General features: G+C 42.7%; 11 protein-coding genes and 1 pseudogene. 8 read left to right on the top strand and 4 right to left on the bottom strand.

Annotated features, from left to right (window positions below):
- Positions 1-145: 145 nt before the first annotated feature.
- From ACQEXT_RS17495 to ACQEXT_RS17505, 3 genes and pseudogenes are all read right to left on the bottom strand, one after another.
- Positions 146-565, bottom strand: a complete 420-nt coding sequence (locus ACQEXT_RS17495; RefSeq protein WP_426953082.1) for a hypothetical protein — start codon at positions 563-565, stop codon at positions 146-148.
- A 1-nt stretch (position 566) separates the two neighbouring features.
- Positions 567-1,088: pseudogene (locus ACQEXT_RS17500) on the bottom strand (hypothetical protein); the annotation flags it as partial.
- A 434-nt stretch (positions 1,089-1,522) separates the two neighbouring features.
- Positions 1,523-2,248 (bottom strand): DUF4365 domain-containing protein, encoded by a 726-nt coding sequence (locus tag ACQEXT_RS17505; protein ID WP_130355271.1) that lies wholly within the window; start codon positions 2,246-2,248, stop codon positions 1,523-1,525.
- A 631-nt stretch (positions 2,249-2,879) separates the two neighbouring features.
- On the opposite strand from ACQEXT_RS17505, the gene cysS reads away from it, so the two are divergent.
- Positions 2,880-4,253: a cysteine--tRNA ligase gene (gene cysS / locus ACQEXT_RS17510; RefSeq protein ID WP_426953073.1), complete on the top strand. Its 1,374-nt coding sequence runs from the start codon at positions 2,880-2,882 to the stop codon at positions 4,251-4,253.
- Positions 4,254-4,553: 300 nt separating this feature from the next.
- Here the strand turns inward: cysS and ACQEXT_RS17515 are convergent, their stop codons facing one another.
- Positions 4,554-7,739 (bottom strand): DUF7594 domain-containing protein, encoded by a 3,186-nt coding sequence (locus tag ACQEXT_RS17515; RefSeq protein ID WP_426953074.1) that lies wholly within the window; start codon positions 7,737-7,739, stop codon positions 4,554-4,556.
- A 302-nt stretch (positions 7,740-8,041) separates the two neighbouring features.
- On the opposite strand from ACQEXT_RS17515, the gene murQ reads away from it, so the two are divergent.
- The 7 genes from murQ to ACQEXT_RS17550 all read left to right on the top strand — a co-directional run bounded on the left by murQ (position 8,042) and on the right by ACQEXT_RS17550 (position 13,328).
- Positions 8,042-8,968: an N-acetylmuramic acid 6-phosphate etherase gene (murQ, locus tag ACQEXT_RS17520; protein ID WP_426953075.1), complete on the top strand. Its 927-nt coding sequence runs from the start codon at positions 8,042-8,044 to the stop codon at positions 8,966-8,968.
- A gap of 25 nt (positions 8,969-8,993) precedes the next feature.
- Positions 8,994-9,476: a PTS N-acetylgalactosamine transporter subunit IIB gene (gene agaV / locus ACQEXT_RS17525; protein ID WP_426953076.1), complete on the top strand. Its 483-nt coding sequence runs from the start codon at positions 8,994-8,996 to the stop codon at positions 9,474-9,476.
- A gap of 2 nt (positions 9,477-9,478) precedes the next feature.
- A complete protein-coding gene (agaW, locus tag ACQEXT_RS17530) occupies positions 9,479-10,252 on the top strand; it encodes a PTS N-acetylgalactosamine transporter subunit IIC (RefSeq protein ID WP_426953077.1) in 774 nt (257 codons plus the stop codon).
- Position 10,253: 1 nt separating this feature from the next.
- On the top strand, positions 10,254-11,090 hold the full coding sequence (locus tag ACQEXT_RS17535) for a PTS system mannose/fructose/sorbose family transporter subunit IID (RefSeq protein ID WP_426953078.1): 837 nt from the start codon (positions 10,254-10,256) through the stop codon (positions 11,088-11,090).
- 67 nt (positions 11,091-11,157) lie between these two features.
- Positions 11,158-11,592 (top strand): PTS galactosamine/N-acetylgalactosamine transporter subunit IIA, encoded by a 435-nt coding sequence (gene agaF / locus ACQEXT_RS17540; RefSeq protein WP_426953079.1) that lies wholly within the window; start codon positions 11,158-11,160, stop codon positions 11,590-11,592.
- 17 nt (positions 11,593-11,609) lie between these two features.
- Complete coding sequence (locus tag ACQEXT_RS17545) at positions 11,610-12,446, top strand: sulfite exporter TauE/SafE family protein (protein WP_426953080.1); 837 nt, start codon at positions 11,610-11,612, stop codon at positions 12,444-12,446.
- A gap of 27 nt (positions 12,447-12,473) precedes the next feature.
- Positions 12,474-13,328, top strand: coding sequence for a MurR/RpiR family transcriptional regulator (locus ACQEXT_RS17550; protein WP_426953081.1), 855 nt, complete (start codon positions 12,474-12,476; stop codon positions 13,326-13,328).
- Positions 13,329-13,480 lie beyond the last annotated feature (152 nt).

A 13,480-nucleotide genomic window follows, 5' to 3' on the forward strand; every position in this document is an offset into this window, starting at 1 on the left:
CGAACAGAGTTCGCCATTCTTGGTTAGTGCGTCGTTTGGCTATTTCAAATCTCCTTTGGGTTGGAGGTTTGATCTTATTATTCGGGCTAGACGATGAGAATGCGAGGTTTATGATGCGCTACCCTATAGAGAGCCTTTATTGTTTCTAAATAGACGGTAGCACCCGTACCCATTTGCGGTAAATGCTTGTCCCCGCATGCTTGTTCAAATCATCACTGTATACGTAGCCATATTTATCCATTAGATCAAATGTGTGGTATGTCCAACCAGCAGCAAACGCCACGCCAATCAAAATGAAGAACAATATTATTTTGTCCCATTTAGCTCGTGTTTGTTGTGACTCTATTTGAACGATAGTCTTTCCATAGTAAAACGCTTTTGGCGTCATAAAGAGTAAATATAGAACCATCCCAAACCCACCGATGGGAAGGAGTAAAGCTATTGGAGAAAACGTAACAACTGGTGCATGGTTCAACAAGTCTAAATAGTTATTAAGTACGTCATTAGATATAAAGTACCAAGTACCGAATCCAAGTACCCACATGAATATTACAGACAATCTCACCCTAGTTTTCGACTGCATTTTCAAGCTCCGCTACAATTGACTTTGAAATATTGTACTTACCCCACACAAATTCAATGGCTAAATAAGCGAACGCACACATAACCCCTCCAGCTAATAATGAGCCCGTCATAGTTACAACCGCGAACAAAGCAGCCTCTCCAACACCGTACTGCAATAGCGCCTTAAACATATCGGAACCAACATTACCAAACCAATTAACTAGGTGGTAGTCATCAGTAAAAACTAAATCACTAGTTGCAATACTCGCCGACACGACAAACGTTAAGACTCCTGCCCCTTTAAAATTCTCGGCTCTTGATTTTGGGCTAAAGCCAGCTTGCATTGCTTTAAATGAGTTGAGCGGGTATTTTTTTCCGTTCATGTTGATACGAGTACCATTCACAAACGCATATTTGAGCACTCTTCCATTCTGATCTGTGCCGTTAAACGCCACAAAGGTTTTGCCTTTGCTCTCAACCAAATCCGCTTTAACGCCCATATCACCAAACTGCTTGGCAATTGAAACTAGTTGGCGTTCCAACGGTGACGGCATTGTTAGACATGTGCTTACCAACATGAAGAAACGTTCGACGTACTCGCAAGAATAAGCAATTGATTTATTGTCAACAAACTCAACGGACAAACCCTAGACAAAAGGTCACATAATCGACAATTGAGGAAAATTCGACTATTTACCCATTTGGTTTTTACTGGAACCAATAAAGGGGCGGAAAAAGCCAGCTACGAAAGCTAGCTCATTGTTGGACAAAACCGTGCCAGTTATATTACTAAATTAGAACATAACGGATTAGCTGACGTATGGGAAAGTAACGCCTTACTAACGGGCGATAACGCGATACCACCCAACTTAAATATTGTGCCATAAACACGGAACTGAAATTGCGCTGAAATCGCCAAGCGTTGTGAATCCCTCTTAAATTGCTTGTTATACAAAATTTAATCCCACCCTCTTTCCGCTCGGTTGCACATTTCCGCAAACTGGTTACATTGCATTAGATACTGGTGCACACCTGAAATATGACTATTGATACCGTTATTTCCAATATTGGGGTGGATAAGTATAAGCTCACGCATTTTATTTAGGATCTCTAATGACTTATCTATATTGTTAAACAGTTCGTTTAGTTCACTATCAGTATGCGGTACATACTGATGTACTACTGGGTGTGGCAATTTTGACAACAACTGATTTAGTTCCGTTTTCAACTTGTCAAAATGCTTAAACTCATTAGGTATCGCTATTTTAAGTAACTCTGATTTAGACCTTTCTGTAAGCTCATCAAACCGTAAGTCGAAAGTAACCTTTGAACTTTCACCAGATGATTTATAACTCAGCTCATTTCTAATGTGCTTCCAGTAAACTTTTTCATTATTTAAGTCCACAAGGCAAACCAGAACCGGAAGGTTTGTATTTTTCCAGTATTCTATGTGTTCGGGAGTAACATAAATTGAATGGCTATTACCAGTTACATTCACTGACGACTTGATTTGCACTTTTATTAGCCGTAAGTCACTTTTCCCATTTTCAACTACTTCTATTTCAGCATCCACCCCTAGGTCGACATCGAGTAAGCGAACTGCCCACTTAAACATAGAAGTGGCTTTATAGGCAAAAAAGTACTCGCCAGCGTCGCCAGTGACCGCTTTACTTTTGTATTGCATACTTCCTCATTTTGTATAACGCTTTTTATACGTCTTTTAGCCGCTTTTCATACACCTATCATGCAGCCTTTCCAATCACAGTTCAATTTAAAATCAATAGTTTAATAAGAGGCATTGGGTATTAGATTGCAAAAATACGCATAATTTAAAAAGCTTAATTCGAGACTCCCTCGGATAACTACAGGTAAGGCAAACGTACAATCACAGATTGTGAGTCAACTTTCACGCTGAGAAGGAATGGGGCATAAATGTGCCAGAACAGTGCGGCCTGACACTAGTATGGACAGAAATGATCTACAGCTTTCTCTAAATTAGCAATTCATGGAAGACTCATAGTATGGGAAGTAGCTAAGTTTAATGCGCCCGTTTTGATAGTACGGGTGACGTCCATTACTACCAACGATGACTCTCAAAATAGTCATCGAATAAATGTATTGCTTTTGTTAATCATCTATTTTAATTTAAAAAAATGATGCTGATAACTACTTCCACTCAAACTCTATTTTGTTGCTGTAAATACCTTATTTACGGCCGTTTTCGTGTAGCTATTACGTAGCAAACCTATCGCACTGTGACCTAGGCCGTTGATGTTTTCATCCACGGCCTTTTTGTATTTATAAGGATATGATTTATGACCCAACCTATACTCCAGCTCTTTAATACCCTTAATAGAACACTGAGTCCGTTTTATACGATTCAACCCCGTAAGGTTGGCCTTTATGCATGTGGCCCAACCGTTTATGACTATGCACATGTCGGTAATCTACGTACCTATTTGTTCGTTGACGTTCTAAAACGCGTACTACAGATCAATGGGTATCAAGTTAATCATGTCATGAACATAACCGACGTCGGACATCTAGTATCAGATGGTGACACTGGTGAAGACAAGATGGAGAAAGGTGCACGCAAACAAGAAAAATCAGCTTGGGATATTGCTACTTTTTTTGAAAACGCATTTTTTACTGATCTTGAAAGGCTTAACATTCTCAAACCTTCTATCACTTGCCGAGCAACCGATCATATTCAAGAACAGATTTCGTTTATTCAGTCACTCGAAGTTAAAGGCTATACCTATCGAACGAGTGATGGTATTTATTTTGATACAGAGAAATTACCCGACTACGGAAAGCTTGCGCGATTAGATAAGCAAGGTTTGGAAGCTGGCATTCGCGTTGATATGGCGGAGAAAAAGCATCCTACAGATTTTGCACTTTGGAAATTCACTGGCGAACAAAAACGGCAAATGGAGTGGACAAGTCCATGGGGAAATGGCTTCCCAGGGTGGCATATTGAATGTTCAGCAATGGCAGAGAAGTACTTGGGAGAGACCTTCGATATACATATCGGTGGTGAAGATCACATTCCTGTCCACCACACCAATGAAATTGCACAATGCCAAGCTAAAAACGGACATGTACAAGCAAACTTTTGGTTGCATGGTTACTTCTTAAATATTAACAATGAGAAAATATCTAAGTCAGGTTCTACACTGCGTTTAGAAAGCCTAATCGACAAAGGTTATGATCCTCTAGCTTATCGTTATTTAACCTTAACCAGTCACTATCGTAGCCAGCTCAGTTTTACTTGGGAAGGGTTGAATGGCGCACAAAAGGCACTGCGTAGATTAAGAAAGAAAATCACTGATATGCCTAACGGTGGTAACGTTGACAACCAGTTCAAAGCTGAATTTCTTACACGTATCAGCCGCGATTTGAACATGCCGCAAGCACTCGCCTTATTATGGGAGGTCACTGATAGTTCCATAGAGCCTGCCAATAAAAAAGCGACACTACTTTATTTTGATCAAGTATTTGGCCTTAACCTTGATAAGGTGGAAGAGTTTACAATCCCCAAACAAGTTCACCAGCTCGTAGAACAACGTCAATGTTTGAAACAACAGGGGCGATATGTTGAAGCAGATACAATCCGAGAGCAAATTCGAGCTTTGGGATATGAAGTTAACGATAGTACTAATCAATCGAGTGTAACCAAGTTACTTTAACTAAAATCACCCGCGTTACCGAATAAGAGGTTAGCGATAGCCTCTTATATCTGGGTTATGGGCTAGTTTGAGCTTACACCGAAATTTATAAGGCTCGGATTAGCAAAGGTCGGCCAAAATTGTGATGATGAAAGCCACAGTGTTATTCAGCGAGCTCATTTTGGGCAACCTGTCAGATCTAGTTTCATTGAGGTATACCTTCTTTATGGCGTGTATGTAAAAAGTCTCTACCTAAGTAGAGACTTTATTAGCAGATGACACTTTTTACTGCGAAAGAGTAAAAGTGGCATATTAAGTGTATTAATAACTTGAGGTGCTTAACGAAGGCGCCGTAAAGTCACTGTCTTTACTATAAAAAGTGGCGTATTTTTGCCCTCCAGAATCACCACTGTACAATCGCAATGAGATCTGTTGTTTACCCTGCTCTAATGCAGATTTCACTAATCCAGTCACGTCAATCGCTACCGTCTGATCCGTAGTATTTACTGTAACCGTAATCGGCGTGCTATTCCCTCTCGAGAGTGAATTAAAGGTCACATTACTTTCAGTCCAATTGGAGTCAATTTCTGCAATATTGAACGTCATGGCTTGGCCAATTGATTTCACCTCAAGTAAAACTTCAGCACGATTTAACGCATCCGCTCTTAAATACCCAATCGGGAACTTAAGCACACTTTCACGTGTTAAACTTGATGAATTGGGATCCAGTTTTACGATCAAGCGTGAATCATGACCAAAATTCCCATCAGCAGAAGTGCCACCTTGAACAAATGCATCTTCAACAGCATTAATCTGCTCTTCTATCGGGTTATAATCGATGTTAATCACAGGGCCGGCAGCTGCATTTTCTTTACTGTTAAACGTCACCCAGTTATTTGAACCATTATTGGCAACTTCAAGTTTAAGGCTAATCGCGTTTAAGCCTTGTTGGGCACCAGTACGTACAGCATCCGTGATATCCCATTGGAATACACCATTGTTATTCGTTGCCGTAGCCACTTGCACGCCGGTTGCAGGTGCAGTATTCGCAGTTATTGCAGACTCACCCCACGAGTTATCATTCACCAAATAGGCAACAACGGGCTGAGCTGCGCCGACATTGAAAACGGATAACTCAAGCTTAGCGGTATTTAACGCAGAGGCATTTACCTGATCAATTGGAAATTGAAGGTAAGCATGACGTCGGTATGCGGAATTAGAATCTGCTTTAACCGCGATTTTTTCAGAGGTACCGTAGTTGTCATCAGAGTAGCCTCCGTAACGGACAAAGGTATCTGATGCGGCTTGCAACACGAGATCGGGAGTGAGCTGAATGTCACCCATAGCCAAGGGGTCCGATGAAACATTGGTTTGCTGGTAATTCGGCGCACTCAATTGGGATGATGCTCCACCGTGCGTATTGTATAAGCTCACCGTTGCAGTGGTATACGCCTGATCCGGATCAGCAAAATACAGTGTTGGTTGCTGCGAACTGACACCGGTGACCACAAACATGCCAGCTTGATCAGACACCAACGTCAGCTCTGTATTACTCCATTGGCCCGCTTCACGCAGTACAAGTTGTAAAACGTCATCGCGCTTGTCATATACCGCCAATTTGCTCCCTTCTTGATAGGTCACAAACCGGTTACGAGGATTTAAATTTGCTACAGAATTAGCAGTAACTCCCGGGTAGATAGCGTAACTGAAGGTTGTGTTTGTAGGGTAAGCACCATGATCAATCCAGCTAGTAAACACCGTACCCGTAATATCACGGTCACTTTCCGAGCTATTTACTCGTGTCCACTTGCCGGTACGCTCTTCAACACTGACCTTATAGGTATTGTTGTCGAGCGGCACATAAGCCGTACCATTATGCAGCAGGTAGGCCAGCTCTTCGCCGCTATAGCTATTTTCACCCAAAGTTAAAGAGTCTGTACTCCCATCGCTAAGCCCAATGGTCACATTATCGCGAAACCAATTTTGCTCAAGGGATGTAGTAACCAGACCAGCTTGACTGGAAGTGACCTCTGAGGCCATCGCAACAATAGCGTCGGAGAAAACGAAGTTCGCTTTCTTAACCTTGACCCCAAATTTATTTTGGCTATGTACCATGATGGCGTTGTTTGCAGCCGACATAACACCAGAGAATGCAATACCTTTGCTATTCCAGCCTACGTTCATCGACTGGCCTTCTCTTCCAGTCACGCCGGGGATTTTCAACCAGTCCCACAAAGGAAATATGTTGTAGTACTCATCTCCTGACAAACGGATGGAATGCGATCCCATAGACATCAAAGCGCCTAGTAAGTTTTCACCATTGCCCTGTTCAATCGCCATGGTTCGATTGGAATGAGTGAGTGCAGAATATTGATAAGCCTGTTCATTTTTAAGCAAATAATCGCCATTCCAATACCCTTTCACGCCCCGGTACGGCATTTGAGCTGCAGATACTTGTCCACTGGTCACTTTATTAACCAGTTCAAAGTGTTCAGCTCTATCAGGATTGAGTCGTTGTAATGCATCCGTAGAGAACCCGCGACCAAGGTTGTTTTCTCTTGAAACACCACCTCGTCCACCCGTTAGATAGTCATGATAGCGACCACGGAATGTGGGATACATGCCTTGATCCATAAAACCTTCTAACGAGTTTTGGCTATTGGTGCTCATCGAGTAATAACCGCGCGTAAACGCTTCAACCTGAAGTGTCCGCATGACCAAAACCCACCCATAAGAGTTAGTATTAAGCATCGGACCATGAGCAAAGAAACTCTTATCTGCATTGATCCCAATATCATTACGACCAACTTCATTCAGTGCTTCATTACTGTAATAGCTCAACCTTTCTGAGTTGTCTCTTACCACGCCGCTATACATGTTCGCTATGGCAATATCAATCGCATTGGCTCCTCGACCATAACTCCAGTGGCTTCGAGCATTCAGGTATTTCGCGTCAACTAACGCTTGGTAATCTACCGCATTGACCGGGATTTGATTCGCTCTGACATACACCACCAATTCACCTACCTTGTGGGGAATACCAATGTAATTGAACCACCAGCCTGTATGAGTATATTGAGCTTCTGCAAAGTGTCTCATTCCCGCTGAAATGGTTGTAAGCAATACTGGAGATGTACTTTCGTTACATTGAGTGTTGGTGTAACAACGCGCTAAAGCCACCAAGCGATCTAAATGCTCGGTCACAGGAAAAGCTGCTGCGGTTGAGGATACATAGTCAATATCCGACCATTGACCGGTCTCTGGATTAAACTCTCCGCCTTCCGATATCGGAACAATCCAATTGCCTACGTCAGTCACACTAGGCTTTGTGGCATCGATATACGCTGCCATTTGCTGTGCTACACCATCGCGAATATCTGCGTCATTCTGAACTGAGGCAGTAGCGGAAAACGTTGTATTTAAAGGCGTCGCGATTGCTATAGGCATCACTAAAAGCCCCAAACTCACCGTAAGAGCGCTTAGTTTAAGTACTATCATTTTTTTCATGTTTGTCACCAATTCCTTCTATCAAGTAAGGATTAAATGTTTGAACACTATTCTCGAACACGAACCCTAAATAGCCCCCTACCTGTTACCTGCGAGAATCTAAATGCTGACTACAAAAAAACCTTTCCCATAATCAACAGCATCAGTATGTAACATTAATTCATAAGTGTACTTAATAATTGTACTCTTATGACATAACTCACACATCTATTTATAAAATCACAAATGTACTTTCATTACACACTAAAAAGAAGCTACGGTAATGAAACTCCAGATAAGTTTATAAATAAGGATTTGAATTTATGCGAGACACCAAGATTGATGCATTGATTGAAAATGAAATGAATTCAAAAACATTAGGGCTTTCAAAAATGAGTACGTTTGAAATCCTACAAACCATCAATACACACGATAAAACGGTAGCTAGCGCCATTGAAAAACAACTTCCTGCTGTAGAAAAAGCCGTGGATGCGATTTGCATGCAACTACTCAACGGTGGTCGGATATTTTATGTCGGCGCCGGAACGAGTGGTCGTCTGGCCGTTCTGGATAGTGCTGAATGTCCCCCTACCTTCGGTACCAGTCCAGAACTGGTTCAGTCGATCATCGCTGGTGGGTTAGATGCCATGCTAGCCGCTGTCGAAGATGTGGAAGACAGCGATACCTTATCGATCAGCGCATTAGAATATCGAAACCTCAAGCCTGTCGACGTGGTCATCGGTATTTCTGCCAGTGGACGAACCCCGTTTGCACTTTCAGCGCTGAAATACGCCAATGAAATGGGTTGCTTAACTATTGCCATTTGTACTCGTGGCACATCCCCAATGGAACAAGAAGCTAAAATTGCAATCGCACCTGACGTTGGCCCTGAAGTGCTAAGCGGCTCTTCGAGAATGAAAAGTGGTACTGCACAAAAAATGCTGCTGGGCATGATCAGTACCACCGTTATGACCCGTTTAGGCAAAGTTTATAACAACCAGATGATCGATCTTGTTGCTAACAACGAAAAGCTGATTTATCGCGCAGAGAATATGGTCGCCTCCATCTGCCAAATCCCAGTGGAGAAAGCCAAACAATTTCTCGAAAAGGCTCAATATAAACCTCGAATTGCAGCGCTTATGTGCCTAGGAAAAGTCTCCTATGAGCAAGCACTTAAGTGCATTGAGAACGAATTCCAAACACTAGAAGAACAACTTATTACCGCTAAACAGCGCCACACCAGTAACTAAAATAACATTAGAAAGAGAGAACACTATGGGTATCAACCTAACTCGAGTTGACAATCGTTTGCTCCACGGTCAAGTTGCAGTGGCATGGAGCCATCACTCCGGTGCCAATCTGATCGTCATCGCCAATGATGATGTTGCACAAGATTCAGTACAACAAAACCTGATGACTATGTCAGCAGGAAACATGGGCGTACGATTTTTCTCCATTCAAAAAACCATCGATGTCATCCACAACGCCTCACCAGAGCAGCATATTATTCTTATCGTAAGAACGCCTCAAGACGTGGTTCGCTTAGTTGAAGGTGGGGTGCCACTCAATGACATCAACATTGGCAACATGCACTTCTCCGAGGGAAAAAAACAGATTCATGTCACCGTATCGGTTGATGACAACGACATGCAAGCGTTCAAGCGCCTTAAAGAACTCGGAGTACGTTTTGCCATCCAGCGTATGCCTGAAGAAGACAAGCTGGATATTTTTGAACTCTACGACGCATATAAGGGATAGATATGTTTGAAATACTATTAATCGGACTGTGGGCGGCCTTTGCAGGCGTCGACTTTTATAGCGGGCAGTTTTATTTTGGACGCCCTATCGTAACCGGCCCTGTTGTTGGTTTGATCTTAGGTGATTACCAAACGGGCCTTGCAGTAGGTGCGGCACTTGAGCTTGCATGGCTTGGCTTAGTGCCCATTGCTGGTGCGCAGCCACCCAATGTCACCATCGGTGCTGTGGTAGGTACAGCATTCGCAATTCAAGGCGGTTTTGCTCCAGAAGTCGTGGTGGGTATTGCACTACCGTTCGCTATCTTGATGCAACAACTGATCGTACTTCAATTTACCGTGTTCTCAGGCTTAATGCACAAAGCTGACGACTTAGCACAACAAGGTGATGATAAAGGGATCGCCCGTATCAATCATTTAGGCATGCTCTCTTTAGGGTGTCTTTATTTTATCACCGCTGTACTGCCTGTTTACTTTGGCGAAGAAGTTGCTAACACCATTATTACCTACGTTCCTGAAGGCATCATCACTGGTCTTAAAATAGCGGGGGGTTTAATGCCAGCACTTGGCTTTGCGATGCTACTTAAGATCATGTTTAAAAAGGCATTCATCCCCTACTTTGTTGCCGGGTTTGCAGCCATGACATATTTGAATCTTCCGGTACTTGCTATCGCTATTTTCGCTACATGTATCGCCGTCATTGACTACATGACGCGACAACGAATAGAAGAAAATAAGCCAGCTGTTACATCAAACCAAAACCAAGGCGGAGGTATTTAAGATGTCAGAACAACTAACTCAACAAGCATCTGTTGCCGAACAAAATAAGACAAGCTCAAATGCACTGCCCAAGAGTGTGGTTAGGAAAATATTGTGGCGACAACTCTTTATTCAGGCTTCATTTAACTACGAGCGGATGCAAGCGTGTGGCTTTCTCTGGGCGATTTCGCCGGGTTTAAAGCATATCCACAAGCAAAAAGAACGTTTAGGCGAGTCAATGCGGGCTCACATGGACTTCTTTAACTCACACACTTATTTGGTGACGTTTATTCTGGGCCTTGTCCTTGCAATGGAGCAGAGTAAACAAAAAGTAGAAACCATTCGTGCGTTTAAAGTGGCGGCAATGGGCCCCATTGCAGGAATTGGCGATGCAATGTTTAACCTTACGCTAAAACCAATTAGTGCAGCCATTGCGGCTTCTTTAGCACTGGATAATGTGGCATTAGCGCCCATTTTCTATCTGTTGCTACTGAACGTCACCCGACTAAGCATACAAATTCCGTTGTTCAAGTATGGATACGAGTCCGGCTTGAAAGCACTGGACAAGCTGAAAGACCACACCGTTGCGATGGCTCGCTCTGCAACCATCGTCGGTATTATGGTAATTGGTGCTATGTCTGCCCAGTTTGTAAAACTAAAGACTACAGCCACCATTGGTTATGCGGACACGACCTTTAATATCCAAACCGACTTACTGGATAAAATTGTCCCGAACATTCTACCAGTACTGTTCGTACTCCTGACTTACCGCCTACTTATGAAAGGCCTCTCTCCAACGAAGATCATATTCCTGATGATTTTGTTCGGTATCGGTGGTCATTACATCGGCATTTTATAACGGCTCTTGTGGCCTCTAATGCGGGCTTTGCCCGCATTCTTAACCTAATTCATTCATAGGACGAAATATGATAGCTGTAATTCTCGTTGGTCACGGTCATTTTGGCTCAGGTTTAGGCCAAGCAATTCACCAAATTATTGGTGCCCAACCTAATTTCTCAACCATTGATTTTGTTGAAGGCATTTCTGTTCCTGAACTCGAAACCCTGATGCTGAAAGAAGTCGACAAACTAGACACCACAGACGGCGTAGTTTTCTTCACCGACTTATTAGGTGGCAGCCCATTCCGAGTGGCCTCACAAATCGCCCTGCAGAGAGATGATGTCGAAGTGATTTCAGGCACCAACTTACAACTGTGTGTCGAGATGTTGTTAGAACGAGAAGATTTAGATCTAATTGAATTTGCCAAGACAGCAGTAGTCAGTGGGCATAACGGACTGACACGATTAGCCGACGCACTAGAAGCCTCACGCCAAGATAATTCATCAGAAGATGGTATCTAACGACTGAGGTTGGACGCATGGAATTCATTTCACTCTTACTCAGTAACGCCACCAGCTATAGCATATTACTTCAGCTTGCGATGGGATTGGTGCTTGGGCTAGCAATGGGGTTAACCGGTGTGGGCGGTGGAATTCTTATCATCCCACTTCTTCAGTTCGTATTTCATATGGAACCAGTGCTTGCGGTCGGAACCGCAAGCCTGATCGCATCATTAGTAAAAGTGAATGCGAGTTTTTGCCATATCAAAGCCGCCAATGTTGACTGGCGCAGTGTTAAAGGCATTCTGCTTGGGGCGATTCCTATTGGAATGTTAAGTGCTTCAACGGTCGTGTATTTGCATCAACATCAAGACTATAACCAACTGATTTCCACCATCACACAAGTTCTCATTGTGTTGATGATGTTTTATGCCCTTTTTTCACTCATGCGCAAATATATGAAAAGCCAACACCCTCAGCAGCAAACAATGGCGTTATCCGCTACATCAAATTGGTCTTATCGTCGCGCTTCAAGTTTGGGGGCTTTTTGTGGGCTTATCATAGGAACGACTGGCATTGGTGGCGGCGTATTGCTTCTTCCAGTACTTAATTCTTACTTAGGTATTGGGATAAAAAAAGCCGTTGGCTCGTCTATTGTTATTGCATTGGCTTTATCGGCCAGTACCTCTTTCATTTACGCGAAAGGAGGCCAAAGTGATATCCCTACTGCGTTTACCTTGGTTGTTGGGTCTTTGCTTGGTGTTCCACTTTCAACGTTGTTGCTTAAACAACTCTCTGAAACCAAGTTGTATTTAACGACGTTAAGCGTGATATGTGTAAGCATATTGATTATGATGTTAAGCAACATTCTTTAAACTTCAACATATATTTCAGGCGTCTATATGTCAGATCTTATTCCTAGGTTGGAAACACTATCGGTACATGGTAGTGAAGCAGAAAAGAAAATTTCTGGATTTCTTCTGAACGATAAAAAAAACAACATCTCTACACTTAGCGCCATCGCTCTAGGGAAACAGTGTGGTGTGAGTAATGCGTCTGTCATCCGCTTCGCACAACATCTTGGATACAAAGGATACTCCGAATTCAAGCTGGAATATTTAGCGATTCAAAAACACGATGTAGGAGAAATTCTATACAGCGACGTCCGCTTAGATGACTCCCCTTCTGAGGTGATCCAAAAAGCAGGATATCTATTTAGCAAGAATGTTGAAAACTCCATTAAAGTTGTTGAACCTGAAGTGTTAGAACAGCTTGCAAATGCTATCGTCAACGCTGAAAAAATTGCGCTATTTGGCGTCGGCTCATCCGGTGTCGTGGCATCTGATGCTTGTCAAAAGCTCATTCGAATTAATAAAAACGTACTTTTTAACTCAGACACGCATGTTCAACGTGCCTACGCGAGTATGTTGACGGAAAAAGATCTTGCTCTGGCTTTTACCACCCGAGGGCAAACTAAAGAAGTCCTTCAGTCACTCGAAATTGCTCAACAATCAGGTTGCACGGTGTCTGCGATTACTCGTTATGGAAAAACACCAACAACCAAAATGGCGGATCTTGTGCTGCCATTTGCTTACCAAGAGCGCCACCACGAATTAGGCATGATCACTCCTCAATTATCTCAAATGATGCTGTTTGATATTTTGTTCTTTAGAGTCACCGCCTTGATGGGTGACAGTGCAACCTCTTCCTTAAAACGTATCCGTAACACCTTTTCAAATCTCAATCAAAATAATTAAAAAAACGGAAGGTGATTAGCCTTCCGTTTCTTTACTATTTAGCTGATTTTAAGCCTTTGATGTTCCATGGCACCAATGTAAACCTCCCCTAATTAGTTGCGCCCATAATTAGAGGTTTCGGTTTGTTCATTCTTCATTAAATATTCCCATGG

The organism is Vibrio sp. TRT 29B02 (genome assembly GCF_050113655.1).
Classification (GTDB): domain Bacteria; phylum Pseudomonadota; class Gammaproteobacteria; order Enterobacterales; family Vibrionaceae; genus Vibrio.

What these genes read in the sequence shown, in the direction of transcription:
- ACQEXT_RS17550 (WP_426953081.1), top strand. Translation starts at nt 12,474, where the DNA reads ATGTCAGATCTTATTCCTAGGTTGGAAACACTATCGGTACATGGTAGT.
- ACQEXT_RS17505 (WP_130355271.1), bottom strand. Translation starts at nt 2,248, where the DNA reads ATGCAATACAAAAGTAAAGCGGTCACTGGCGACGCTGGCGAGTACTTT.
- ACQEXT_RS17515 (WP_426953074.1), bottom strand. Translation starts at nt 7,739, where the DNA reads ATGAAAAAAATGATAGTACTTAAACTAAGCGCTCTTACGGTGAGTTTG.
- agaF (WP_426953079.1), top strand. Translation starts at nt 11,158, where the DNA reads ATGATAGCTGTAATTCTCGTTGGTCACGGTCATTTTGGCTCAGGTTTA.
- ACQEXT_RS17545 (WP_426953080.1), top strand. Translation starts at nt 11,610, where the DNA reads ATGGAATTCATTTCACTCTTACTCAGTAACGCCACCAGCTATAGCATA.
- cysS (WP_426953073.1), top strand. Translation starts at nt 2,880, where the DNA reads ATGACCCAACCTATACTCCAGCTCTTTAATACCCTTAATAGAACACTG.
- agaV (WP_426953076.1), top strand. Translation starts at nt 8,994, where the DNA reads ATGGGTATCAACCTAACTCGAGTTGACAATCGTTTGCTCCACGGTCAA.
- murQ (WP_426953075.1), top strand. Translation starts at nt 8,042, where the DNA reads ATGCGAGACACCAAGATTGATGCATTGATTGAAAATGAAATGAATTCA.
- ACQEXT_RS17535 (WP_426953078.1), top strand. Translation starts at nt 10,254, where the DNA reads ATGTCAGAACAACTAACTCAACAAGCATCTGTTGCCGAACAAAATAAG.
- agaW (WP_426953077.1), top strand. Translation starts at nt 9,479, where the DNA reads ATGTTTGAAATACTATTAATCGGACTGTGGGCGGCCTTTGCAGGCGTC.